Annotated in this window: 22 protein-coding genes; 9 read left to right on the top strand and 13 right to left on the bottom strand. The window is 70.5% G+C overall.

All coding sequences use genetic code 11. From position 1 onward, the window contains the following. The first annotated feature begins 143 nt into the window (after window positions 1-143). The 4 genes from ACQ0O7_RS04095 (at window position 144) to ACQ0O7_RS04080 (ending at window position 4,423) form a co-directional block, all read left to right on the top strand. A complete protein-coding gene (locus ACQ0O7_RS04095; protein WP_092548965.1) occupies window positions 144-803 on the top strand; it encodes a TetR/AcrR family transcriptional regulator in 660 nt (219 codons plus the stop codon). A gap of 40 nt (window positions 804-843) precedes the next feature. After that, window positions 844-1,068 (top strand): DUF3107 domain-containing protein, encoded by a 225-nt coding sequence (locus ACQ0O7_RS04090; protein WP_430780392.1) that lies wholly within the window; start codon window positions 844-846, stop codon window positions 1,066-1,068. 222 nt (window positions 1,069-1,290) lie between these two features. Then, window positions 1,291-3,195: a DEAD/DEAH box helicase gene (locus ACQ0O7_RS04085; RefSeq protein ID WP_430780391.1), complete on the top strand. Its 1,905-nt coding sequence runs from the start codon at window positions 1,291-1,293 to the stop codon at window positions 3,193-3,195. Window positions 3,196-3,286: 91 nt separating this feature from the next. Next, window positions 3,287-4,423, top strand: a complete 1,137-nt coding sequence (locus ACQ0O7_RS04080; protein WP_430780390.1) for a class I SAM-dependent methyltransferase — start codon at window positions 3,287-3,289, stop codon at window positions 4,421-4,423. Here the strand turns inward: ACQ0O7_RS04080 and ACQ0O7_RS04075 are convergent. Next, window positions 4,416-5,510 (bottom strand): hypothetical protein, encoded by a 1,095-nt coding sequence (locus ACQ0O7_RS04075; protein ID WP_430780389.1) that lies wholly within the window; start codon window positions 5,508-5,510, stop codon window positions 4,416-4,418. The two genes, ACQ0O7_RS04080 and ACQ0O7_RS04075, sit on opposite strands and share 8 nt — an antisense overlap. After that, entirely contained in the window at window positions 5,503-5,715 is a 213-nt protein-coding gene (locus ACQ0O7_RS04070) for a heavy-metal-associated domain-containing protein (RefSeq protein ID WP_430780388.1), read from the bottom strand. Before ACQ0O7_RS04070 ends, ACQ0O7_RS04075 begins: the two co-directional genes overlap by 8 nt. Before the next feature lie 73 nt (window positions 5,716-5,788). Between ACQ0O7_RS04070 and ACQ0O7_RS04065 the strand changes: the two genes are divergently transcribed. The 3 genes from ACQ0O7_RS04065 to ACQ0O7_RS04055 all read left to right on the top strand — a co-directional run bounded on the left by ACQ0O7_RS04065 (window position 5,789) and on the right by ACQ0O7_RS04055 (window position 8,091). After that, window positions 5,789-6,385 (top strand): hypothetical protein, encoded by a 597-nt coding sequence (locus ACQ0O7_RS04065; RefSeq protein WP_430780387.1) that lies wholly within the window; start codon window positions 5,789-5,791, stop codon window positions 6,383-6,385. Next, window positions 6,382-7,440 (top strand): nucleotidyl transferase AbiEii/AbiGii toxin family protein, encoded by a 1,059-nt coding sequence (locus tag ACQ0O7_RS04060; RefSeq protein ID WP_430780386.1) that lies wholly within the window; start codon window positions 6,382-6,384, stop codon window positions 7,438-7,440. The genes ACQ0O7_RS04065 and ACQ0O7_RS04060 overlap by 4 nt, the downstream gene beginning before the upstream one ends. Before the next feature lie 84 nt (window positions 7,441-7,524). Then, a complete protein-coding gene (locus tag ACQ0O7_RS04055; protein ID WP_430780385.1) occupies window positions 7,525-8,091 on the top strand; it encodes a GNAT family N-acetyltransferase in 567 nt (188 codons plus the stop codon). A 440-nt stretch (window positions 8,092-8,531) separates the two neighbouring features. Here ACQ0O7_RS04055 and ACQ0O7_RS04050 read toward each other — a convergent pair whose 3' ends face one another. Next, window positions 8,532-10,664: a DEAD/DEAH box helicase gene (locus ACQ0O7_RS04050; RefSeq protein WP_430780557.1), complete on the bottom strand. Its 2,133-nt coding sequence runs from the start codon at window positions 10,662-10,664 to the stop codon at window positions 8,532-8,534. A 345-nt stretch (window positions 10,665-11,009) separates the two neighbouring features. On the opposite strand from ACQ0O7_RS04050, the gene ACQ0O7_RS04045 reads away from it, so the two are divergent. Then, a complete protein-coding gene (locus tag ACQ0O7_RS04045; protein ID WP_430780384.1) occupies window positions 11,010-11,408 on the top strand; it encodes a hypothetical protein in 399 nt (132 codons plus the stop codon). 75 nt (window positions 11,409-11,483) lie between these two features. Here ACQ0O7_RS04045 and ACQ0O7_RS04040 read toward each other — a convergent pair whose 3' ends face one another. The 10 genes from ACQ0O7_RS04040 to ACQ0O7_RS03995 form a co-directional block, all read right to left on the bottom strand. Then, a complete protein-coding gene (locus tag ACQ0O7_RS04040; protein ID WP_430780382.1) occupies window positions 11,484-12,209 on the bottom strand; it encodes an SDR family NAD(P)-dependent oxidoreductase in 726 nt (241 codons plus the stop codon). A 49-nt stretch (window positions 12,210-12,258) separates the two neighbouring features. After that, window positions 12,259-14,085, bottom strand: coding sequence for a serine/threonine-protein kinase (locus ACQ0O7_RS04035; RefSeq protein ID WP_430780381.1), 1,827 nt, complete (start codon window positions 14,083-14,085; stop codon window positions 12,259-12,261). Between the two features lie 90 nt (window positions 14,086-14,175). Continuing rightward, window positions 14,176-15,684, bottom strand: a complete 1,509-nt coding sequence (locus ACQ0O7_RS04030; protein WP_430780380.1) for a fused MFS/spermidine synthase — start codon at window positions 15,682-15,684, stop codon at window positions 14,176-14,178. An 81-nt stretch (window positions 15,685-15,765) separates the two neighbouring features. Further along, complete coding sequence (locus tag ACQ0O7_RS04025) at window positions 15,766-16,773, bottom strand: coiled-coil domain-containing protein (RefSeq protein ID WP_430780379.1); 1,008 nt, start codon at window positions 16,771-16,773, stop codon at window positions 15,766-15,768. A 63-nt stretch (window positions 16,774-16,836) separates the two neighbouring features. Then, complete coding sequence (locus ACQ0O7_RS04020; protein ID WP_430780378.1) at window positions 16,837-17,610, bottom strand: SDR family NAD(P)-dependent oxidoreductase; 774 nt, start codon at window positions 17,608-17,610, stop codon at window positions 16,837-16,839. Window positions 17,611-17,853: 243 nt separating this feature from the next. Next, window positions 17,854-18,672: an inositol monophosphatase family protein gene (locus ACQ0O7_RS04015; RefSeq protein ID WP_430780556.1), complete on the bottom strand. Its 819-nt coding sequence runs from the start codon at window positions 18,670-18,672 to the stop codon at window positions 17,854-17,856. A 4-nt stretch (window positions 18,673-18,676) separates the two neighbouring features. Further along, window positions 18,677-19,123: a response regulator gene (locus ACQ0O7_RS04010; protein ID WP_430780555.1), complete on the bottom strand. Its 447-nt coding sequence runs from the start codon at window positions 19,121-19,123 to the stop codon at window positions 18,677-18,679. Window positions 19,124-19,125: 2 nt separating this feature from the next. After that, window positions 19,126-21,042 (bottom strand): sensor histidine kinase, encoded by a 1,917-nt coding sequence (locus ACQ0O7_RS04005; protein ID WP_430780377.1) that lies wholly within the window; start codon window positions 21,040-21,042, stop codon window positions 19,126-19,128. After that, window positions 21,039-22,238: a PP2C family protein-serine/threonine phosphatase gene (locus ACQ0O7_RS04000; RefSeq protein WP_430780376.1), complete on the bottom strand. Its 1,200-nt coding sequence runs from the start codon at window positions 22,236-22,238 to the stop codon at window positions 21,039-21,041. The genes ACQ0O7_RS04005 and ACQ0O7_RS04000 overlap by 4 nt, the downstream gene beginning before the upstream one ends. 73 nt (window positions 22,239-22,311) lie before the next feature. After that, complete coding sequence (locus ACQ0O7_RS03995; RefSeq protein ID WP_430780375.1) at window positions 22,312-22,653, bottom strand: hypothetical protein; 342 nt, start codon at window positions 22,651-22,653, stop codon at window positions 22,312-22,314. 75 nt (window positions 22,654-22,728) lie between these two features. Here ACQ0O7_RS03995 and ACQ0O7_RS03990 point away from each other — a divergent pair, with 75 nt between their 5' ends. After that, on the top strand, window positions 22,729-25,017 hold the full coding sequence (locus ACQ0O7_RS03990; protein WP_430780374.1) for a M28 family peptidase: 2,289 nt from the start codon (window positions 22,729-22,731) through the stop codon (window positions 25,015-25,017). The last annotated feature ends 43 nt before the right edge of the window (window positions 25,018-25,060 follow it).

Raw genomic sequence — 25,060 nt, 5'->3', positions numbered from 1 at the left:
GCCCCCGCTGAGGCTACCGTGTCGTTGCAGTGGCGATAAGTTGCAGCGTCGCGACAATTGCCCGCACGACCGCGACATGCGCCGAACCGGGCAATCCGAGACGACTACACCGCGGGGACCCGACCCCCTGGAGGTTCACAGAAATGACCGCTGCGTCCGGCGGGCCACAGACCGCACGACCCACCCGCCTGCCACGCTCGGCGCGCCGTAAGCAGTTGCTGGCCGCCGCGCAGCAAGTTTTCGTCGCCCACGGCTACCACGCCGCGGCGATGGACGACATCGCGGAGCGGGCCGGCGTCTCGAAGCCTGTCCTCTACCAGCACTTCCCCGGCAAGCTCGAGCTCTACCTGGCCCTGCTGGACACGCACTGCGACGCGATAATCGCCAAGGTGCGTGGGGCCATGCTGGCGTCCCCGGACAACAAGGACCGGGTGAAGGGCGCCGTCCGGGCGTACTTCGACTTCATGGACCACGAGAGCGAGGCGTTCCGGCTCGTCTTCGAGTCGGACCTGCGCAACGACCCCCAGGTCCGCCAGCGGGTGGAGCGGGTCGAGCAGGGCTGCATCGCCGCGGTGACCGACACCATCATCTCCGACACCGGGCTCCGGGCCGACCAGGCCGAGCTGCTCGCCTCCGGCCTCGCCGGGGCCGCCGGACAGGCCGCGCAGTTCTGGCTGGCGAACGGACGGCGTACGCCCAAAGCTGAAGCCGAAGCGCTCGTAGCTGCACTGATCTGGCGTGGGATCGCCAGCTTCCCGCTCCAGGGCGGTTCAACGGCCGGAATGGCCCCGGAAATCGGATAGCCTTTCGAACGGGTAGACGGATCTTTTTAGGAGGGACTCCGTGGAGGTCAAGATCGGCGTGCAGCAGTCGCCGCGCGAGCTTGTGCTGGAGAGCGCTCAGACCCCGGCGGAGGTCGAGCAGGCCGTGACGGATGCTCTGGCCAAGGACGGTGTCCTGTCACTGACTGACGAGAAGGGCCGCAAGGTGATCATTCCGATCGCCAAGGTGGCCTACGTGGAGATCGCCGAGGCGTCGCACCGGCCCTTCGGCTTCACCACTCGCTGAACTTCAGCGCCGGGAGGGATGCCCGGTCACAGGGCTCCCTCCCGTAACTCTCTCTCGGGTGCGTCTGCTATCAGGTCGGGTAGAGTGGCCTGTGTCGTCGTCGATTTGTCAAGTCGACGGCCCGCGTGTGGCCCGCTTTCGAGCGTGCGGCCCGCGCCTATACGAGACCGCGCCCAAAGACTTTCCGACGGGCGCACCACGAGAGGGCACCCGTAAAACTTCATGACCGACAATGAGCAAGCTCTAGTACCCGTGACCAGCCGTGCGCCGGTCCGCGCCGACAGCCCCACCTTCGCCGAGCTCGGCGTCCGGGCCGAGACCGTCGAGGCGCTGTCCAAGGCCGGCATCACCCACGCCTTCGCCATCCAGGAGTACGCGCTGCCGATCGCCCTGCGGGGCACCGACCTGATCGGCCAGGCACCCACCGGCACCGGCAAGACCCTCGGTTTCGGCCTCCCCCTGCTGGAGCGCGTCACCGCCCCGTCCGAGGGCGCCGACGGCCAGCCGCAGGCACTGATCGTCGTCCCCACCCGTGAGCTCGGTCTCCAGGTGGCCCGTGACCTGGCCGCCGCGGGCAGCACCCGGGGCGTCCGGGTGCTGCCGATCTACGGTGGGGTGGCGTACGAGCCGCAGGTCGAGGTCCTCAAGAAGGGCGTCGAGATCCTGGTCGGCACCCCAGGCCGTCTGCTCGACCTGTGCAAGCAGAAGATGCTCAAGCTGAGCTCGGTCAAGGCTCTGGTGCTCGACGAGGCCGACCGGATGCTCGACCTGGGCTTCCTGGAGGACGTCGAGAAGATCCTGGCGATGATCCCCGAGCAGCGGCAGACCATGCTGTTCTCGGCCACCATGCCGGACCCGATCGTCGCGCTGTCCCGCCGGTTCCTGCGCAACCCGGTCACCATCCACGCCGGGCACACCACCCAGAGCGGGCCGTCGCCGCTGACCAAGCAGGTCGTCTACCGCACCCACCCGCTGAACAAGGTGGAGATGGTGGCCCGCATCCTGCAGGCCCAGGACCGCGGCCTCACGATGATCTTCACGCGGACCAAGCGGGCCGCCGACCGGGTCTCCGAGGACCTCGACTTCCGCGGGTTCGCGGTCGCCGCGGTGCACGGCGACCTGGGCCAGGGCGCGCGCGAGCGGGCGCTGCGGGCGTTCCGCAGCGGCAAGATCGACGTGCTGGTGGCGACCGACGTGGCGGCCCGCGGCCTGGACGTCTCCGGCGTCACCCACGTGATCAACTACGACTGTCCGGAAGACCCGGAGACCTACACGCACCGGATCGGCCGCACCGGCCGGGCCGGCGCCACCGGTGTCGCGGTGACCTTCGTCGACTGGGAGGACATGCCGCGCTGGGTGCTGATCGACAAGTCGCTCGGTCTCGCCATGCCGGAACCCCCGGAGACCTACCACACCAGCCCCGCGCTCTACTCCGACCTGGACATCCCGGACGGGATCTCGGGCACCCTGCCGACCGCCTCGCGCAGCCGGGCCGGGCTGTCCGCCGAGGTCGAGGAGGACCTCGGCACCGCCGGGCGGCGTGGTGGCAACCGCGGCGGCCGCGGCCGGGACCGCGACCGCGACCGGAACGGGCGTTCCCGTGGCGGGAGCAGCGGGCCGGCCGACAGCACCGGTTCGAGTGCCGGCCCGGACTCCGGTGCGGACACCGCCGAGCGGCCCAAGCGGCAGCGGCGGCGGCGCCGGATCAGCGAAGAGGCTCCGGCTGCGGGCACCGTGGCGGCGCCCTCGGTGGACACTCCGGCCGTGCCCTCGGCCGATACTCCGGCCGATACTCCGGCCACTGCTCCGGTTGCCACTCCGGCCGCCGCTCCGGTTGACGCGTCGGTTGACGCGTCGGTGGCTGGGGAGGCCCCGCCCCGCACCCGGACCCGTCGGCGGCGGGCTCCGGCGACCTCGCTGACGTTCTCCGACAACGCCGCGCCGGCCGACTCGGCTCCGGCTTCGGCTGACTCGGCTCCGGCCGCCCCGGCCCCGGCTTCGGCTGACTCGGCTCCGGCTGACTCGGCTCCGGCGGCTCCGGCTGCTTCTGACGAGCCGGCCGCGCCCCGGCGCCGCCGTCGGCGCACCACGGCTGCCGTGTCCGAGGGCACAGCGACCGAGGCCTGATCTCCCCCGTACCGCCGCATGGGGTCCTGGTGGATCTCATGCGGCGCACGGCCCCGGCAGGCCGTCATCGGTCGCGGGCAGAATGGAAGTCATGCCAGAACCGCTCGAATCCGTCCTCGCCGAGGTGCGGGAACTCCTGCTCGCGCCCGGCCTCACCCGGGCCGTCGCGGCCGGCCGCCGTCGCGGGCACGCACCGTCGGTGACCCGCGCTCAAGTACGCCCGGTCACCTTGAAGCAGGGACGGAAGCTACAGATCGTCACCGACGACGGCGCCCGGCCGTTCACCCGCAACGTCGACGGCACCGAGGCCGCCGAGGCGGTGGACGCCCTGCTGGCCGAGCCGTTCGGCAACTGGCACGTGGAGACCGAGTCGGCCACCGTGCAGGTCCGGGTGACCAAGAAGGGCGACGCCCAGGTGCACCGGGGCGCGGCCGTCGCCGGGCAGCGCGCGCCGGAGACCCACGACCGGGCCAAACAGTGGCTGCTCGACCCGGGTGACCCGCTGTTCCGTGTGATCGGCGGCACCGCGGCCAAACGCCGGCAGATCGACGCCTTCCTCCGCGCGCTCGCCGCGACGCTGCCCGACGAGCTGCCGTCACCGCTGCGTGTCGTCGACCTGGGCTGCGGAAACGCCTATCTCACCTTCGCCGCCTACCGCTATCTGGCCGGGCGTGGTGTGACCGTCGAGGTGGTCGGTGTGGACGTCCGCGAGGACCAGCGGGTACGCAACAGCGCGGTGGCCGCCGAGCTGGGCTGTGCCGAGCAGGTGACGTTCGTGGCGGGCACCATCGAGGAGGCGACCGTGCCGTTCGAACCCGATCTGGTGCTCGCGCTGCACGCCTGCGACACTGCCACCGATCAGGCGCTGGCCCGGGCGGTCGGCTGGCGGGCCCGGTGGGTGCTGGCCGCCCCCTGCTGCCACCACGACATCGCGGCGCAGCTCAAAGGCACCACGACCCCATCGCCGTACGGGGAGGTCACGCGGCACGCGATCCTGCGTGAGCGCTTCGCCGACGTGCTGACCGACTCGCTGCGGGCCGCCCTGCTGCGGCTGCACGGCTACCGGGTCGACGTCGTCGAGTTCATCGACTCGGCACACACGCCGCGCAACCTGATGCTGCGGGCCCGGCGGACCGGTGCCGCGCCCACCCCGGAGCAGCGGGACGAGTACGCCGCGCTGACCGGCCAGTGGGGCGTCACGCCGGCGCTGGCCGGACTGCTCAGCTGACCACGACCGTCCAGGTCGCTGTGGAGACCTTCCCGGCGACCTGGAAGTCGAGGAACATCCGGTAGGTGCCCGGACTCGGCGCGGACAGCCAGAACTTGATCCGCCCGTCGATCAGCCGCGTCTCCGGGTGCACGTGGACATACCCCAGATCGTTCTGGCGCAGCACCACCAGGTGGCCGAACGCGCCCAGGTACGGCTCCAGCGTCACCGGCTTCCCGGCACTGTCGGACACCGTCATCAGCAGCGGCTGGGTGGACTCGGTGGAGGGGGTGCCCTCGTACCCCACTCGGAAGTCGCCGGCGGTCGCGGACCGGGCCGGATCAGGCAGGGTGACCGGCGCGTAGTCTCCCGCGACCGTCAGGTCGCTGCCCAGGCTGCTGACCGTGTCGACCCCACCGACCCGCGCGGTGAAGTCGGCGATCATGCGATACAGGCCCGGCTCGGCCAGCGTCAGATCGACACTCCACGTGCCGTCGGGCGCCATCACCGGGTGTAGATGCTGGAAACCGGTGAGGTCACGGCGAATCACGATCAAATGCAACGGCTTGTCGTGTACGACGGCAAAGGTGGTGACCGGCGCACCACCCGGGCCGTTGATCGTGAACTCCAGTCGCTGGGTCTCGCCCGGCTGGAACGCTGTGACCAGCGGGGTCAGGGTGAGGCCCGAGCCGCTCAGGGAGAGGCCGCCGACCGGGGCGCTCCCGGCCGTACCGATCGGGGCGGTGTTGCCGTGGGTGTGCGGCTGGCTCTCGTCGAACGGGGAGGCGGTGGGTGTGGGGGTGCTCACCGCGGCGGGGGCGCCGACGCTGCTCTCGCCGCCGCTGTCGCCGCTGCTGTTCAGACGGCCGATACCGTAGCCGGCGAAAAGGACGACGATCAGCAGGGCGCCGATGGCGGCGAATCGGAAACCGTCGCCTTCGGGCTTTTTATCTCTTCTAGCGGAGAGCCCGAATTGTGGCTCTTCGTCCAGTTCCGGGTTCTGAGCGGCGCTCGCTGTTTCCGGGCTTTCACCGGCACTCGCCGCTTCCGGGCTTTCACCGGCACTCGCCGTCTTTTGTCGCGGCAGTTCCCCGACCCCGTCAGGCATCGACGAGCTCGTAGCCGGCCTCGTCGACCGCCGCGCGCACCGCGTCCTCGGCCAACACGGAGTCGCTGGCCACGGTGACCCCACCGGAGGGAAGATCGACCTCGACGGCGGTGACACCCGGCAGCGCGGACAGCTCCTCGGTGACCGACTGGACGCAGTGCGAGCAGGTCATGCCCTTGACGGTGTATTTGCTGGTCACAGCCATGTCGGGTCCCCTTCCGCCAGGTTCGGCTCCGACCTCAGCGTAACTGTCAGACCCGCGGGTTAGCGTGCGGGGCGTGAGCCGATACGAGATCCACCTGACGGTGTCCGCGGACGCCGACGACGAGAAGCTTCGATCCTGGGCGGCCGGATCCGGGGTCAAGTTCACCCGCATCCTGCTGGACAGCGGGGTCACCGCCGACCAGCCGATGCTGAGCTGGCTCACCGACGGCACACCCGGCGAGGCGGAGTCGGCGGCCCGGCACACCGCCGCGACCCTCACCGGCGACGGGTTCCCGGTCACCCGGCTCAAGGTCGAAGCCGCCGCGTCCGGGCGGGACGCGCCCGGCACCGCGGCCGAGGCCGGTTCCCGCTATTTCGAGCATCACGTGAAACTGCTGCTGCCCGCCGGCACCGACCTGGAGCCGGTGCGCGCGGTGGCCACCCGGCACGACGCCCGGCTGTCCCGCAACGCGCGCCGGGTGCGGGCCGACGGGGTGCGGGAGCGGTTCGTGACCCAGCGCTGCTACCGGGCCGGGCGCCCGCAGGCGGCGGCCGCCCTGGCCGGGCTGCTGGCCGACCTGACCGGCGCCGGATGGGAGGTCGCCGAGGTGGAAGAGGAGTTCGTGCTGGTCGACGACAATCCGGCGCTGGACGACGGATGGTTCGTATGAGCCCGGACCAGCCCCACCGTCATCGGGCCGCCCTCGACCATGTGCTGACGGTGATCGCCGAGTCGTCCTGGGCGGAGCGCCTGGTGCTGCGCGGCAGCATGACCATGCCGGCCTGGATCGGCGACGCCGCCCGGACACCCGGCGACCTGGACTGGATGGTGCCGCAGCCGCTCGTCACAACGCCTGATCGGCAGAGTCCCGACCCGTACCATGACACGCTCAAACCGGTGCAGGAGTGGCCGGAGGCGGTGCACGGCGCCATCCGCAACGAGATGTGGGAGTTCGAGGAGTTCGACACCCGGGGCCGTCGATGCCGGCTGCCACCCGACGGTCTTACCTGGGTGTCCGACCTCGAACAGCCCGACTCACAGCTCGACTTCGAGGAGGTCGTCGGTGCGCTCCTCACCGAGCGGCCGTGGTCTCCGGAGGGCATCGTGTTCGCCCCCGGTGAGATCAGTTCGACCTCGGACTGGGAGTACCAGGATTACGACGACTCCGAGCCCGACACCGGCCGGGTCCGGATCACCATCCCCTGGCACGCCCCCGACTTCGAGATCGGCAGCGTACAGATCGATTTGTCGTTCGGCGAGCACCTACCCGAACCACCGGTGTGCACGGCGATCCCCCGAGCCGGTGGGCAGTCGCCGCTGGGCTTGTGGACCCCGAGCCGGGAACTCTCCCTGGCCTGGAAACTGCACTGGCTGGCCGCCGATCAGGACGCCTATCAGCGGTCCGCGATGAAGGACGTGTACGACGCCGTCCTACTGGCCGAGTCGCCGGGCATCCGGCTGAGGCCATATCTGAGGCGGGTCGCTTTAGGCGCTACACCCCGCGGTTCCCTGGCCACCGCATCCGCGCCGCACGGTTCCCTCGACGCGGCACACCATGGCTCCCTGACCGCCGCGCCCGTGGCGTTGCCCTATGCGTCCCTGCTGTCTCCATCCGCAGTCCTGTCCTGGACGATCGAGGGCCCTCTTCCCGACGGCGACTCACCGGCCGCGTGGCTGTCCCGTCTAGCCGCGGTGACAGATCGTCTGCTGCACCCCCTTCCCTGAGTCGACGGCCTGGACGCCCGGGCCGATCGACCTCTGTGACACGATGCGACCGGCCGGACACGTGACATGACGAAGGAGGATTCCGTGGAAGACTTGGAACGCGACGGATACGTCCTGTCCGCAGACCCGAAGCGCGTCGACTTCACTCGCGTGCACCGCTGGCTCGCCGAGGAGTCGTACTGGGCGGCCGGCCGGTCCTACGACCTGGTAGCCCGCTCCATCGACGGCTCAGTCCCCTACTCGGTGTTCGCACCCACACCGCCCGCCGCCGTAGCGTCCTCGCCCGCCGCCGTAGCGTCCCGGCCCGCCGCCTCAGCACTCCTCCAGACCTCGGCCCCACTCACCGATTCGCCGGTTCCGCCCTCGGGCGAGCAGGTGGCATTCGCTCGGGCGGTCACTGACGGAGCCACCTTCGCCTGGATCTGCGACGTCTTCGTGGACCAGCATCACCGAGGCCACGGCCTGGGCAAATGGATGATCGACACCATCCTTGCCGACCTGTCCGAACGCGGTATCCAGCGTTTCCTCCTAGCCACCAGGGACGCCCATGACGTCTACCGCCGTTCCGGGTTCACCGAGTTGGCCGGCACTCACCGTTTCATGGAGATCGACCGCCGCCCCACCAGAGAATCCGTCCTCGGCAACTCCTAACCGAATCACCCCGTTCCACGCTGTTCCACCCAGCTTCATGCCGGATCGCACCCGCCCCGCTCCACCCCGCACCGGATTCGTGCGGGACAGCTCCACCCCGCACCGCACCACACCGGATTCGCGCAGGACCGCACCGTCCCGCCCCAGCATCGCCGAGCCTTAAGCCAGACCGCACCGCCCGCACGCACCGCCCGCACGCACCGCCCGCACCGCTTGACATCGGACCGCACAACCCGCACCGCCGGCACCGCCTCACGCCAGACCGCGCCGTCCCGCACCGCCTCACGCCAGACCGCGCCGTCCCGCACCACCTCACGCCAGACCGCGCCGTCCCGCACCACCCCATGCCGGACCGCGCCGTCCCGGCTCCTGCGCGGCCGGGGCGTCACGTGCGGCGGCTCAAGCCGTTTCGGCCGGTCACCGACAGGCTCTGGGATCGCTCATCCGGCCACCGCGAGGGCGAGTGGAAGGACCCCGGGAGCACCGGACCGGCGGAGGGCCCGCCCGGCGAGGGTCATCGTCCAGCCGGAATCGACCAGGTCGTCGACGAGCAGCACCGGGCCGGACAGCTCACGCAGCGCCGTGGCCATCTCCGGCGGCACCTCGAAAGCGTCGTGCAGCGCCCGGACCCGCTGGGCGCTGTTTCCCCGATGACCGCCGCCGTCCGGTGCCGGGGTGGACTGGACAACCCCGAGCATCGGCAGTCGGCCGACCGCCGCGATGCGCTCGGCAAGGCTGTGGATAAGTTGTGGATGACGCTGTGAATAAACTGCCGCGACGGCGGCCGGGCGCTGCTGCCAGGCGTCGTCTCCCCTGGCCCAGGCCTTGAGAACCTCGACAACGGCATCCGCCAGCTCCGGTGGGATCGGGCCGTCCACCGCCTCGGGCGAGACCGCGGCGCGCAGCCGGTTGCCCCACCCCAAGTCGGAGAGACGGCCGACTGCCCGGCCCGGCTCGATCTGCTCGGCCGGGGCGATCCGGCCCTTCAGCGAGACGCCGACCGCGGCCAAGCCGGTGGGCCACATCTTCTTCGGAGCGATCTGGAGACCGGGGCGACCCAGGAACGCCTCGGCCGCCGCGAGCGAGCCCGCGGACACCTCGCTGTCGAACAGCGGATCCGCACAGTTGTCACACCTGCCGCACGGGACCGCCTCGGGATCGTCGAGACATCTGCGCAGGAACTCCATGCGGCAGGAGGTCGTCACCGCATACTCGATCATGGTTTTCTGCTCGGCCTCCCGTGCCTCGGCGACGCGCCGCAAGCGGGCCTCGTCGTAGGTCCACGGCTCCCCGGTGGCTAGCCAGCCACCGCGTGTGCGGCGCACCGCGCCGTCCACGTCGAGGACCTTGAGCATCAGCTCCAACCTGGTCCGTCGCAGGTCGACCAGCGGCTCCAGCGCCTGCGTGGACATCGGCTGGCTCGGAGACAGCTGCGCCAGCACGGCGCGCACCTGCTCCTCCGGCGGGAATGCCAGGGACGCGAAGTAGCGCCAGATCGCGACATCCTCCGGACCGGGCAGCAGCACCACCTCGGCATGCTCGACCGCGCGGCCGGCCCGGCCGACCTGCTGGTAGTAGGCGATCGGGGAGGGTGGCGCGCCGAGGTGGACGACGAACCCCAGATCGGGTTTGTCGAACCCCATCCCGAGCGCCGAGGTCGCAACCAGCGCCTTGATCTTGTTGGTGAGCAGGTCCTGCTCGGCGGCCCGGCGGTCGGCGTCCTCGACCTGACCGGTGTAGGAGGCCACCTCGAAGCCCCGGGACCGCAGGAAGTCCGTGGTCTCCCCGGCCGCCGCGACGGTCAGCGTGTAGATGATGCCGGAACCCGGCAGCCGCTCCAGGTGGTCGGCGAGCCAGGCCAGCCGGTGTGCCGGGTCCTCCAGGCGCAGAGCTGCCAGGCGGAGCGAGTCGCGCTCCAGCGGGCCGCGCAGGACCAGAGCGTCGCCGAGTTGGTCGGCGATGTCGGCGGTGACCCGTGCGTTGGCGGTCGCGGTGGTGGCCAGAACCGGTGTCCGGGCGGGCAGACCGGCCAGGAAGGTCCGCAAGCGCCGGTAGTCGGGGCGGAAGTCGTGCCCCCAGTCGGAGACGCAATGCGCCTCGTCGACCACCAGAAGGCCGGTGCTGCCCGCGAGACCGGGCAGGACGTTGTCACGGAAATCGGGATTGTTGAGCCGCTCCGGGCTGATCAGCAGCACATCCACCTCGCCGGCCCGGATCTCCTGCTCGATCAGGGACCACTCGTCGAGGTTGGCCGAGTTGATCGTGCGGGCGGTGATGCCGGCCCGGGCCGCCGAGTCGACCTGGTTGCGCATCAGGGCGAGCAGCGGTGACACGATGACCGTCGGGCCGGCCGCCCGGTCACCGGATCGCAGCAGGGCGGTGGCCACGAAGTAGACCGCCGACTTGCCCCACCCGGTGCGCTGCACACACAGCACTCGCCGCCGGTCGACGGTGAGTGCCTCGATCGCCCGCCACTGGTCCTCCCGGAGCACCGCGTGCTCCCCGGCCAGTCGGCGGAGAACCTCCTCGGCCCGCTCTCGCACGACCGCCCGCTCGGCCTCGCCGGCCGCCATCCGCGTCGTATCAGTCACCCGGCATGTCTATCAGGCCGCGGCAGGCCTCCTTCGAGTTATCCACAGCCGGAAGTTGTCCACAGGCCGGCGGGCGAATTCGAACGGCGGCGTGGCGAATCGGCCATGCTCCAAGGCGTCCAAGCGGAATCGATCGGAGGGTCACCATGAAGGCGTCAGGTGGAGGTACGGCCCGTTTCGTTCCGGCACGGAGTGGCGTCAAGCCGGCCGAGGCCGGCCCCCGCCCACCACCATGCCGGGCCGGCTCACGGGCCGGTCCGGCACCCGGGCGGGGAGCGTTCGGCGAAGACGGCGAAGCGGTGCCACACGGATGGAAGTCTCGGTGACATGAGCACAACCATCGCCGAGAAACTGCTGATCAAGCCGAACTCGACCGTCTGGCTCAACGAGCCGGCCCGGCTTCCGCTGCTCACTCCGATGCCGGAGGGGGTTCGGGAGACGGCGACCCTCGCGACCGCGAGTACGGCGGTGCTGTTCGCCGAGGATGCCGCAGGAGTGCGGGATCAGCTCGAACAGCACCGTACCGACCTCGACAAACCGGGCGCGTTCTGGATCGCCTATCCGAAGGGGAACAAGGCCGACATCAACCGGGATTCGCTGTGGCCGATCGTCGCCGACTTCGACATGCGCCCGTGTGGGCAGGTGTCGATCGACGAGCGATGGTCGGGGCTGCGGTTCCGGGCCAATCGTCCTGACGAGGGCCGCTTCACCGGCGGTGCGGGATGAGGTGGGCCCGGCCACCGGAGCCGGCCGTCGTCGCCCGAGGCGGGTGGCGGCGGCCGGATCTCCTCCGGCCCGCGCCTACCGGCCCAGGACCGAGCCTCCGTTGACGTTGATGATCTGCCCGGTGACGAACCCGCCGCCGGGGCCGGCCAGCCAGCGGACCGTCTCGGCGATGTCGTCGGGAGTGCCGGCGCGCTTGACGAGTGTGGCGTCGACGCGCTTCTGGTGTCCTTCCGGGGTCATCCGGCCGTCGAAGAACTCGCTGTCGGTGACGTAGCCGGGAGAGATGACGTTGGCGGTGATGCCCTCGGTGCCGAGCGAGGTGGCCAGGTCGAGGGCGTAGCCGTGCAGGGCGGCCTTGGCCGCCGAGTAGGGACCGCCGCCACCACGCTGGGCGGCGATCGAACTGGTCAGGATGATTTTTCCGCCCGGGCGGCGGAGCTGCGGAAGGAGCGCGGTGGTCATGAGAACCGCGGTGAGCACGTTGGAGTCCAGGTTGGCCCGCCAGCGGTCCGCCACTCCGTGGAGGCTGCTCTCGTCCCCGGAGAGGTACGCCCCGGCGTTGTTGACCAGCACGTCGAGTGGCCGGCCGGCCACCGCCTCGACCACAGCCGGCACCTGGGCCGGGTCGGAGACGTCGGCGGTCACCGCGGTGGCCTGCGGTCCGATCCATTTCACGGCGTCGGCGAGCACCTCGGCACGGCGGCCGACGACGATCACGTCGAAGCCCTCGCCGGCGAGCATTCCCGCCGTCGCCCTGCCGATCCCGGTCCCGCCACCCGTGACAACTGCGAGTCTCGTCATGATCTCGACCCTATCCGCGGTTCATCCGGACGATCGCCGGCCTCGGCGCTCAGAGCGCCAGAGAGAAGCCGGCCGACCGTTTCGGGGCGGGGATGAGGTCCCGGCCGGGCGGGGCCACCGCCGGGTTCTTGCGCGCCGTTCCGCCGCGACGGGACGGCAGGCGCTTACGGTCCTTGCCCGCCGCTTCCTTGCCGGCTGGTGGGCGCTCGACCGTCGCCGCGTTGACCGAGTCGTCCCCGGGTGCGGCCGGTGGCCTGGTGGTGACAGTGCCGCCGAGGACCTCGGCGCGGCACGGCCGGCCGTTCAAGGTGAAGGCGAGCGGCAGCGGATTCCGGCCTCGATAACCGCCGTGCAGGGTGACGGCACGGGAGCGCCCCCGCCCGTCGAGCACCACCCGGCGGCCCTCCTGGATCACGGTCTCGGGCAGGGCGGCCAGGCGTTGCGTACCGGGAAAGGTGAACTCGACCCGCCACGCCGACGCCTCCGTCGTCATCACGCTCAGCCGTGCCTCGAAGTAGGCGCCGGAGTCCCGTCGAATCTGGTATCTGACCAGGCATCGGCCACGATCCGGCACGATCGCGGAGGCACCCTCCGTGGTGGCGTCCACCGCGGTGGCACCCTCCGCCGTGGCACCGGCACCGGCAGTGGTGACGCCCACCTCGGTGGTCCGGGACGGTTCGGCGTCCGAGGCCTCGTGGCGCGCGGACCAGTTGAGCGCGGTCCCGGCGAGCAGGATCACAGTGGCCAGGGCGGCTATCGCGGGTTTCCGGTCCCGGGTCCCGGTCAGCCGGTTCGCGGCGATGGTGGCCCGCCGGCGCCGCTTCGCCAGGAAGAGGCCACCGCCGAGTGGGCGTACCGAGCCTCGGTGCAGGGCGGATCCGATCCGCAGACCGGCACGCAGCCGCATGGTGGTCGCCACCGAGGTGGGCCGGAGCCGTCCGAACCGGCCACCCGGCACCGTCGCCACCGCTCGGGTCGTGGGCGCCGCGGCGTTCTCCCCCTGTCGCACGGGCGGGATGACCGGTCGCAGCCCGACGGTCGCCGCCAGGGACCGCGCCACCTCAGCGGCGGCCGGGCGTTCCTCCGGGCTCTTCGCCAGGCAGCGCAGGCACAGGTCGGCGACGACGGTCGGCATCCCGTCCAGTTCGGGGATCGGCTCGGGGTCGGCGTAGAGGTGGGCGCGCAGCGCCTCGGTGGTGCTCACCGCGGGCCACGGCATCCGGCCGGTGAGCGCTCGGTAGAGCAGGATCCCGAGGGCGTAGACGTCGGCGGCTGGCGAGACCGAGGAGTTGCCCAGCCGTTCCGGGGCGAGGTAGGCGGGTGTGCCGAGCAGGCTGCCGTCGGGTGCCGCGTCCCGCTGGCCGACGATCGCAGAGATCCCGAAGTCGACGACCTTCGCACCCGCGCCGGTGAGCATGATGTTCGCGGGTGTCACGTCGCGGTGCACCAGCCCGCGGGCATGGGCGGTGGCCAGTGCGGACGCGACCTCGGCGGCGATCATGACGGCTTCCCGCCAGTCGAGCGAGCCCTGCCGGCCGAGACGGTCGCCGACGGATTCGCCGTCGTTGAGCTCCATGACCACGTAGGGGACGGTCAACCGCTCGGAGATCGGGGCCTCGCCGAAATCGTGGATCCCGGTGATGTGCGGGTGACAGAGCCGGGCCGCGGCGAGCGCCTCCTGGCGGAGCCGGTCCCGGAAGGCCAGGTCGCCGGCCAGCTGCGGGGAGAGCACCTTGACGGCGACGTCACGACCGAGGACCTCGTCGTAGCCACGCCAGACCACCGACATCCCGCCGGTTCCGAGCTTCTCGACCAGGCGGTAGCGACCGGCCAGACGGAGCGATCCATCATGACCGTTTCGCTCCGTTCGCCCCATGCGCCGATTCTCGCCCGCCGGGATCACCCGACGGTGCCGCACACGAAAACCCGTTCGGAAACCGTGGGCGGCACCGCACCGGCAGCGGCGTCAGCCCGCCAGCAGCTGATCCACCGGCGCGTAGTCGTCGGTGAGGACCCGGGAATCGCCGATGAAGTCGGTCAACTCGGGCCCGGAGAGCACGGTGACCGGCTCCTTCAGCGCCGAGAGGGCGGGACGGACGGCATCCAGCGGAAGCGGCGAGTGCGAGGCCAGGATGACGAAGTTCGAGCCGCGGTCCCCGGTCAGCGCGGCGGGCGGGGCGATCAGTGCGACATGCGGGAACGCCGCCGCGACAGTGGCCGTCTCGGCGCGGATGAAACGGTTCGGCGGGTAATCGATCACGTTCTGGGCGTAGACGCCGTCGGTGCGCAGCACCCGGGCGACGTCCTCGGCCATCTCACGGGTGGCCAGGTGCCAGGGGACGGCCAGGTGCCCGAAGGCGTCGCCGACGACCAGGTCGTAGGAGGCGTCCGGGCGCTCGGCCAGCCCCACCCGCGCGTCACCGACCCGCACCCGCATGTCCGGGCCGGTCTTCAGCCCGAGACTGCGCTCGTCCAGATCGACAAGCCCGCCGTCGAGTTCGAGGACGAGCTGCTCACTGCCGGGCCGGGTGGCGCGCAGATAGTTCGGGACGGTGAACCCGCCGCCGCCGAGATGCAGCGCGTCGACCGGGGTGCCGGCCGGCTTCAGCACATCGGCGACGGCACCGATCCACTGGACGTACTCGAACTCCAGGTAGGTCGGGTCGTTCAGATCGACGTACGAGTGACGGGCCGAGTTGAGCATCAGGGTCCGGCCGCCCTCGCGCGACGGATCCTCGGTCACGTCCGCGCAGTGATAAGCCGTCTCCACGTCGCAGGGCGTCGGCGCGGCGGCCCCCAGCCCGGCACCGACCAGCCCCAGCACGGCCAGCGACGCCCGGATCCGTGGCGACCCGGGCAGTTTCGAGCGGGTCCCGTCGCGGTGCAGCCACCAGCCCAGCACCAGTCCACTGACCGCCAACAGGACGGCCAGGCTCAGGACGATCGCGCTGCTCGGCATGGCCGCGACGAAGACGAACCCGGTCACCAGGGTGGCCGTGATCGCGCCGAGTGTGCCGATGCTGGACAGCCGGCCCACCACCGAGCCGGCCTGACGCAGGTCGGCGAGCTGGAGCTTCACCACCATCGGCGCGATCGTGGACAACACCAGGGCGGGCAGGAAGATCGCCAGGGCGGCCAGCATCAACACGGCCGGGGCGGCGCCACCACGCAGCAGCTCACCGCCCCAGCGGACGAGAGGCAGGGTCGCCGCGGTACCGATCGCACCCAGGATCAGGGCGGGCGCCAGCATGGTCCGGGCGTCGAACTTGTCGGCGAGACGGCCACCGATCCAGGAGCCGTAGGCGATCGCGGCCAGCGCCACTCCGATCACCGAACTGCTCACCTGGAGGGTCACGCCGACGTAGGGCCCGACGAGCCGCAACGCGACGATCTCCAGGACGAGGACGGCACCACTGGATCCGAACGCCAGAGCGGTCGCCAGGACCGAGGGCAGGGCACGCGGCTGGTTCTCCACCGCCGGGATGCTACCGGCGGTGGAGGAGGTGCCACCTCATCGACAGGCCGCATTCCACCTGTGCGAAAGCTGAGGAACCTTCTAGAGCATGGACAGATGTACGTGGTTGGTGTGTACCGCCGCCGGGCCGCCGCTCGCGCTGTAGGCACGCCAGCCGGTGCTCGGCATCCAGATCTGGCGGTACCAGATCACGTACATCACGCCGAGGCTGCTCGCGTTCTTCACGTAGTACGCGGCGAGCCGGTCGCCGTAGGCCTTGTCGCCGCCGGTGGCCGCCACGTTCTCGAAGCCGCTGGACGCCGCGGAGTTGTCACACGCCCGGCCCTTGGGGTGCTCGCCGGAGGCGCGCTCACTGAAGCAGACCGTGTACCGCTTGAAGCCGGCCGCCCGGGCCTGCTGGTGGGCGTGCAGGGTGCGGGGCGTGATGCACCCGTTCGAGGTCGGGTCCTTGACCGTGCACGACTCCTTGGGCCAGGACCCGTCGGAGTTTCGCGGGGCGGGATCGGCCGCGGGCGAGTTCGGGTCGATGAAGCCACCCGCCGAACCGCCGCCGACCTCGGCCAGGGCGATCTCGGCGTCGCGCTTCCGCTTGGCCATCACGTTGACCTGACGCTGCTGTTCCTTGACCTCGGCATCGAGGGCGAGCTTGGCCTTCTTCGAGGTGGCGATCTCGTCGCGGTACTCGGCGAGCGTGCCGCTGTCCATCTGGGCGAGCATGTCCAGACTCTGGACCTTCTCGATGAAGTCACTCGGGTCCGCGCTGTTGAGCAGCAACCCGGCGGTGCTCACCCGGCCCATCTGATAGGAGCGGCCGGCGACCTCGTTGACCTGTGCGGTCAGGGCCGACGCGTTCGTCTCCGCCTGCTTCAGCGCGGTGGTCAGGAGCTTCTGCCGCTTCTTGGAGTTGGCGAGCTTCGTCTTCGCCGAGTCGTAGCCCTTGGCCGCGGTCTCCAGAGCGTTGCGCAACTTCTTCGTGCCACCCTCGGGGTCTGCGAGGGCCGGCGAGGCGGGTGCGACCAGGACCACCGCGAAAACGGCAGCCAGAAGCGCGAGCAGGGTAGTGAACCGGCGCGGGAGACTGGCCGCCACAGTTACCTCCAAGTCGTGAGCGCCGGTACTTTACCGTGTCTCAGCAGGCGAAAGGGAGATCGATCAGGTGGCCGAATATCCACCGTCGACGAAGAGTGTCTGCCCGGTGACCGCCTGACCAGCATTGCTAGCCAGAAAAACGACGCAACCGGCAAAATCGCCCGGTACACCGTTGCGTCCGATCATCGTTCGGGCGGTGTGAACCGACACTTTCGTGGGATCGGCGAAGACCGCATCGGTCAGGGGGGTGTGCACCACTCCGGGGGCGATCGCGTTGCAGCAGACCCCCTGCGGAGACCACGCCTCGGCCTGCGATCGGGTGAGACCGACCAGTCCGGCCTTGGCCGCGCCGTAGGCGCCACTGTTGCCGTACGCGCGGAACGCCTGTTGCGAGACGACGTTGACGATCCGGCCCCAGCCACGGGCGGCCATCGCCGGGGCGAAGGCCTGACCCAGCATGAACGGGGCGGTCAGGTTGGCGGCCAGGGTGAGATCCCACACCTCATCGCTCAACTCACCGAGAGGTGGGCGCAGGTTGACGGCCGCCGAGTTCACCAGGATGTCGGGAGAGCCGAACTCCGCGATGATCGCCGTGGCGGCGCCCTTGACGGCCTCCCGGTCGGCGAGATCCGCCGAGATCGAGCCGGCTTCGACGCCGTGGCCGCGCAGTTCGGCCACCACCTCAACCAGAGGCGCCTCCCGGCGGGCCACCAGCACGATCCGGGCGCCGGCACGGCCCAGGGCGAGGGCCATGGCACGGCCGATCCCGGAGCTGCCGCCGGTCACCACAGCGGTCCGCCCAGTCAGCCCGAAGAGCTCATCGAGGTACGACGTCATGCCCGCACCCTAGATCGCCAGGGCCGTTCCCGGCGTCACCCGCGGAATGTGACGGGCCGCTCACCCGATATTGGACCGCGAAGACCGAATCATCCGGCCGGCCGGATTTCGCACGAGTCGAGCGCACCGCCCGGCGAGGGGCACAGACCCCGGCCAGGCACGACACCACAAAACGGATGCGGGCCAGACGCGACGTCGCGGGCCGAGCATGGGACGTGCGCGACGCCCCGGGGCGGGCTCGGGTCAGGTGTGGGCCGGGGGCCGGCCGTCGGGGAACAGCGTGCTGTGGACCGAGGTCCAGATGTCCTCGTTGGCGGCTACCAGCAGGCCCCGTTTGTGGCCCACGGGGCGGTACTCCGCGCCGTCCAGGTGGCGGACGACGCCGCCGGCCTCGCGGACGATCAGGCTTCCGGGGACGTGGTCCCACGGCAGGATTCGCCAGAACATCGCGAACTGCTGCTCGTCGGTGGCGACGGCTGGGTACTCGTAGCCGGCACAGTGCCGCCCGATGTGGTGGTTCCCCAGCCCGGCGGCCTGGGCCAGGACCTGTGCGCGCAGGTCGTCCGGGAAGTAACGGTGGGCGATCACGCCGGTCAGGGCCGTCGCGCCGGGGTCGTCGGTGCGGGTCTTCACCCGGACGCCGTCACGGTAGGCGCCGGAGCCCGTCTCGGCCACGGTCAGCCGGTCCGCGACCACGTCGAGAATCCAGGCCGCGGTGGTCTCGCCGTCCCGGACCAGGGCGACCATCACACAGAACGGGGTCCGCCCCTGGGCGAAGTTGTTGGTGCCGTCGACCGGGTCCACGACCCAGACCGCGCCGCTGTCACCGAGCCGGTCCTGGACCCTGGGGTCGGCGGCCACCCCCTCCTCACCGACGACGACCGAACCGGGCAGCAGCGCGGTGAGGCCGCGGGTCAGCGCCTTCTCGGACTCCTGGTCGGCGATGGTGACCAGGTCACCGGGCGACTTCTGGTGCACCTCGTCGGCCGACAGGTGTTTGAAGCGGGGCAGCACAACGGTGTGCGCCACCTCGCGGACGAGTTCGGCGACCTGATCCAGCATCCGGTCAGGCACGCGGCGGCAGCTTCACGACGCTGACGAAGAACTCGTCGATCTGGCGGATGACCGCGATGAAACGCTCGAAGTCGACCGGCTTGGTCACGTAGGCGTTGGCGTGCAACTGGTAGCTGCGCAGGATGTCCTCGTCGGCGGACGAGGTGGTCAGCACGACCACCGGGATCCGGCCGAGTTCGTCGTCCTTCTTGATCTCGGCGAGGACCTCGCGGCCGTCCCGCCGCGGCAGGTTGAGGTCGAGCAGGATCAGGTCGGGGCGGACGGCGTTCGCGTACTGTCCCTCGCGCCGCAGGTAGGCGAGCGCCTCCGCGCCGTCGGAGACGACGTTGAGACGATTGCGGACCTTGTGCTCCTCGAACGCCTCCTGCGTCATCAGCACGTCGCCGGGGTCGTCCTCGACGAGCAACACCTCGATCGGGGTGCCGTTCTCCCGATTCATGCTCACGTGCCCACCTTCTCTTCCTCGTCCCCGGATGACCCATCGGACGAACCGGATGATCCCTCGGCCGAACCGGATGACCCATCGGACGAACCGGATGACCACTCGGCCGAACCTGAACCCTCGGACGATACGGATGAAACAGACGCGGACGCCCCAGACCCGGCCGAACCAGACCCGGCCGTACCGGAACCGGCCGAACCAGACCCGGCCGAACCAGACCCGGCCGAACCAGACCCGGCCGAACCAGGTGCGGCCGAACCAGGTGCGGCCGCCTCAGGTGCGGCCGCATCGGATTCCGATGCGGCGATAGCCGCCGGATCGGACTCGGATGAAACGGATGACGCCTCGCCCAGGGCGTCCATGCCCGGCATCACCGGAAGGGTGAACCAGATCGAGGCGCCTTCCGGCACATCGACGTCCAGCCAGATCCGTCCGCCATGGTATTCGACGATCTTCTTGACGATCGCCAGTCCGATGCCGGTGCCCTCGTAAGCGTCCCGCGCGTGCAGCCTCTGGAAGATCACGAACACCTTGTCGGCGAACTCGGCTTCGATGCCGATGCCGTTGTCCCGGACGTTGATCTTCCACTCGGAGTCGTCGCGTGCAGCGCTGACCCGGACCGTGACCGGCACGTCGGGGCGGCGGAACTTGAGCGAGTTGCCGACCAGGTTGACGAAGAGTGTGGTGAGCAGCGGCTCCTCGCCGTCCACGGTGGGCAGTCCGGTCCAGCTGATCTCCGCGCCCTCACCGGCCCGGGTGGAGAGCTGTGACCGTACGTCCGCAAGAACCCTACCCAGGTCGACATCGGTGAACCCGGTGGTGAGCCGCCCGATCCGGGAGAACGCGAGCAGGTCGTTGATCAGGCGCTGCATCCGCTGGGCACCGTCGACGGCGAAGGCGATGTACTGGTCGGCCCGTTCGTCCATCTGCCCGGCGTACCGGCGTTGCAGCAGCTGGCAGAAGCTGGCCACCTTGCGCAGCGGTTCCTGCAGGTCGTGTGAGGCGACGTAGGCGAACTGTTCGAGGTCCCGGTTGGATCGGGTGAGTTCCTCGGCCTGGTTCTGCAGTTGCTTGTTGATCCACTCGACCTGTTGGCGGGCGTCGCGGACTTCGCTGAGTTCGCTGGCGATCTGTTGTCGCATCCGGTCGACGTCGTCGGCGAGTCCGGCCAGGTCGGGTGACCCGTACACAGTGCCGTCGATGTGTTTGTCGTAGTCGCCGGCGGCGACCTGGCGGACCTGCCCGGCGAGGTGCAGGATCGGCCGGCTGACCAGCCGGTCGAGGAGGATCAGCAGGAGTACGCCGGTGGCCAGGATGATGGCGGCGGCGATGACCTCGATGATCACCATCATCCGGCTGCTGTCCCGGGCGTCCTGCGCGGATTGTGCCCGCATCACCGAGATGTGGTCCTGCATGACGCTGACGGCGCCGCGCAGTTCGTCGAAGTCGCGGGTGTCGGAGGCTTCGACGCGTTCCTGGGCCGCGGAGGTACCTTCGGTCTGGACGGTCCGCATGAGGGGTTCGGCCACGTTGGCCCGCCAGGTGGCGGCACGGGCTTCGACGGTGTCGAGGGCGGCGCGGATCTCGTCGTCGCCGGGGGCGAGGAGCCGCTGGATCCGGGCGACCTGTTCGGCTTCCGACTCGACGCCGCGGCGATACGGTTCGAGGGTGCGCTCCTGGCCGGTGATCGCGTACCCGCGGATGCCGGTCTCCTGGTTGACGAGCGCGGTGCTCAGGGTCTCGCCGGCGGCCCGCATCGGGCTGGCCCGGTCGAGCACGTCGTCGACCTGCCGGTTGTTGGCGGCGGCGGTGATCGCGGCGACCACGCCGAGCCCGCCGAGGAGTATGCCGGCGGCCAGGCAGAGCGCGAAGATCCGGCCGCGCAGGGTCCAGGTGCGGATGCTGAGGGCGCTCACCGGCCACCGCCCCGGGAGATCAGCAGCATGGCGACGTCGTCGGTGAGGGGGCCGCCGTTGTCCCGGTCGGCGCGGGCCACCAGCCATTCCGGTAGTTCGGGTAGGGGTTTGGCCCGGGCTTCCGGTTCGTCGAGGAGTTTGCAGAGCCCGTCGACGTCGAGTCGTTCGTCGCCGGCGCCGGTGCGTCCTTCGATGAGCCCGTCGGTGTACATCAGCAGTGACCAGTCTTCGCCGGTGAATTCCAGTTCGGTGGCGGGGGTGGGGGTGGGCCGGACGCCGAGGACGATGCCGGTGCGTACGGCGACGGGTGCGGCTTTGCCGCCGGAGAGGACGACGGGCGGCGGGTGTCCGGCGACGCGGACGGTGGCCCGGTTGGCGGGCAGGTCGATGACGGCGGAGGCGACGGTGGCGAAGACCTCACGGGCTCGCCGTTCGGTCATCAGTACCTGTTCAAGAGCGGACAGCACGTATTCCTCGGGGACGCCGGCCAGGATGAGGGCCCGCCAGGCGACCCGGAGTTCGACGCCGAGGGCGGCTTCGTCGACGCCGTGGCCGCAGACGTCGCCGACGATGACGTGGAGTTTGTCGTCGCCGACCTGGACCACGTCGTAGAAGTCGCCGCCGAGCAGGCCCATGGCCCGGCCGGAGCGGTAGAACGGTTCGACCTCGATGCCGAAGTCGTCCTTCTTGAGGGGTTTCGGCAGCAGGCCGCGTTCGAGACGGGCGGATTCGGCTTGGAGCAGTTCGACTTCGCGCAGCAGCCGGGCGTTCTCGTCGGCGCGTTTGCGTTCGACCGCGTACCGCAGCGAGCGGATCAGCAAGACCCCGTCGACCTGGCCTTTGACCAGGTAGTCCTGGGCTCCTTCGGCGACCGCCTGGACGCCGAGGTGTTCGTCGGAGCGGCCGGTGAGGACGCAGACGGCGGCGCTGCCGGCGACGGCGAGGAGTTTGCGCAGCCCGTCGATGCCTTCGGCGTCGGGCAGCCCGAGATCGAGCAGGACGCATTCGATGTCGGTCAGCATCTCGCGAGCTTGGCGGAGGCTGCTGGCCACGGTCAGCTCGAACGGCGCCTCGGCCTCACTGAGCAGTTCACGCACCAGGAAGGCGTCACCTTCGTCGTCTTCGACGAGCAGGATCCGCAACCGTTCCATCTGGGCGGGCGCGTACCTGCGGGGTGCGAGCGAGCGCTCTGTCATTCGGTTTCCCCACTCGACGCATAGGTGACCCGCAAATCGTGTACCACGCGGCCCGGCTGCACAACTTCGGTCGTCACCGGGAGTCGTCGCCGGTGGCGGCGACGCGTCGCGCGTGTTCGGCGATCACCTGGCCGAGGATGCCGTGCAGTTGCCCGCAGTCCCGGCAGTGCAGGTTCTCGTCCAGGTGACGTCCACCGCAGTTGGCACAGTCGCCGCGGTCTTCGGGGTCGCGATAGGACTCGATCGCGCGGCACAGGGCACGGATGACGTGATCGCTGAGTGTGAAGACGTCCTCGCCGAGCGCGGTACGCACCCCGAGGACGGCGACGGGGTCGGCGCCCGGCTGGGGGTTGTACGGGGCCACCCGTTCGATGAACTCTGCGATGACGGCTGCTGGATCTAGCGGCTTAGTCACCCGGACCACGCTATTGCACGCAAGAATCGATCTTCGGGCTACCCGCCGGGCGCACCCGGACGATTAGATGTGCTCATGCGTGACTCAGCTCTCACCAAAGCGGCTGCCGCCCTGGTAGTGCTCGTCTTGACCGGGTTCGTGGCGATCCGTTCGGCGCAGCCGCCGGCAGCGCGCGCGGATTCGGCACCGGCGACCGATTTCAGTGCGGAGAGAGCATTCGCGACGGTACGCACCATCTCCACCACCCCGCACCCGGCCGGCAGTGTCGCCAACGACCGGGTCCGGGAGCATCTGATCGGCGCCCTCCGCGACCTGGGCCTGTCCCCCGAGGTCCAGGACACCGTGTCGGTGCAGGGCGCCGGCCTGTCGTCGTCGGTGGGCGGCACCGGGTACGCCCGGGTACGCAACGTGATCACGGTGGTGCCCGGCACGGCCCCGACGGGCCGGGTCTTCCTGATGGCGCACTACGACTCGGCGCAGATCGCCCCGGGCGCCAACGACGACGGCGCGGGCACCGCCACCATTCTGGAGACGGCGCGGGCGCTGACCGCCGGGGAGCGGCCCCGCAACGACGTGGTGCTGGTGCTCACCGATGCCGAGGAGGCCTGTCTCTGCGGGGCCAAGGCGTTCGTCGATCAGCATCCGCTGGCCCGGGACGGTGGCGTGGTGCTCAATCTGGAGGCGCGGGGCAGCAGTGGCCCGGCGATCATGTTCGAGACCACCGAGGGCAATCGGGAGCTGGTCGAGACGTACGCGCGGACGCCGTACCCGGTGGGCACGTCCTTCGCCGTGGAGATCTACCGATTGTTGCCGAACGACACCGATTTCACCCCGTTCCGTGAGTCGGGCCGGTTCCTGGGCTTGAACACGGCGTACATCGACGGCGCGGCGGTCTATCACGCGCCGACCGACCGGCCGGAGGCGATGGACCGCGACAGCCTGCAGCATCACGGGTCGAACGCGCTCGCCCTGGTCCGCGAGTTCGGCGCCCTCGATCTGGGCACGATCCGGAGCTCCGGGGACGCCACCTACTTCCCGGTGCCGGGCCTGCTGATCCGTTACCCGGGTGAGCTGGTGCTGCCACTGGCGGTGCTCGCGCTGATCGTGGCGCTGGCCCTGGCCTGGACGGTGGGCCGCCGGGTGTTCGCCGCGGCGCCGATGGCCCTGATCCCGATCGTGGTGGCACCGCTGCTGGCGCAGGGGCTGTGGATGGCCCTGGTGGCGATCCGCCCGGAGTACGGCGGTCTGCCGATCGACCCGTACCGTCCGATGTGGTACCGCCTGGCAGTGATCGCCCTGTCGGTACTCGTCGTCCTGGTCTGGTATGCCTTGTTCCGGCGCCGGATCACTCCGGCCGCGCTGACCGCCGGTGGCCTGATCTGGCTGGCGATCCTCGGCGTGGTGCTGGCCGTGTTCACCCCGGGCGGCGCCTACCTGGCCACCCTGCCCGCCCTGGCCGGTTCGGTCGCCGCCCTGGTCGCGGCACGATTGCGGGCCTGGCCGGCGCTCGGTGTCCAGACCGTCGGCGCGCTGGTCCCGATCGTCATCCTGCTGCCGACCGTGCTGATGCTCTTCCCCGCGCTGGGCATGCCGATGGCCGGGGTGGGTGCGTTCCTGACCGTCCTGCTCGCTCTGGCGCTGCTCCCGATGATCGATCTTCTACACCCGGACACGATTGCGGTACGCGTACGCAAGGCACTGCCGTCACTCGTCGCAACGGTGACCGTGGTGGGGTGTGTGGTGACCGGCCTGGCGGTCGACACCTTCGACGACGAGCACCCGTCGCTGACCCATCTGATGTACGCGCTGGACACCGACGACGGTGTGGCCGTCTGGTTGAGCGAGGAGTCCGAGCCGCAGCCGTGGACCGCGGGTCATCTGGCGAACGAGCCGGCGACGGTGGCCGACCGGTTCCCGGCGTTCGGTGCGGAGCTGCTGCGCACCGGCCCGGCGACGACCGCGACGCTGCCCGCCCCGGCCCTGACCCTGGTGTCCGAGTCCCGCTCGGGCGACCAGCGGAGCATGCGACTGCTGCTCGACCCGCAGCGGGCGGCCCGGTTCACCACGCTGCACGTGGCGGCCGCGACGCCGGTGACCGCGGCGACGATCGGGGGCCGGCCGGCGGAGGTCGGCATCCCGGCGGACGGCAGGTGGGGTTTCGGGTTCGTCTTCCACGCGCCGCCGGAGACCGGCGTCGAGATCGAATTGACGGTACGGTCCACCGGCCCGGTCACGTTCCGGGTGATGGACGGCAGCGACGACCTGCCCACGGTCCCGGATTTCCGGCCGCGCCCGCCGGGTGTCGGTGTCCTCGGCTCGCACAGCAGCGAACTGGTGGCGGTGGCCAGGACCTACACCCTGTGACTCGTGGGGCGATCCGCGGCTCGATGCGAGCCGCGGATCGCCC

Source organism: Actinoplanes sp. G11-F43 (genome assembly GCF_050589265.1).
Taxonomy (GTDB): Bacteria; Actinomycetota; Actinomycetes; order Mycobacteriales; family Micromonosporaceae; genus Actinoplanes.
This window is presented reverse-complemented; position numbering and strand designations above follow the sequence as displayed.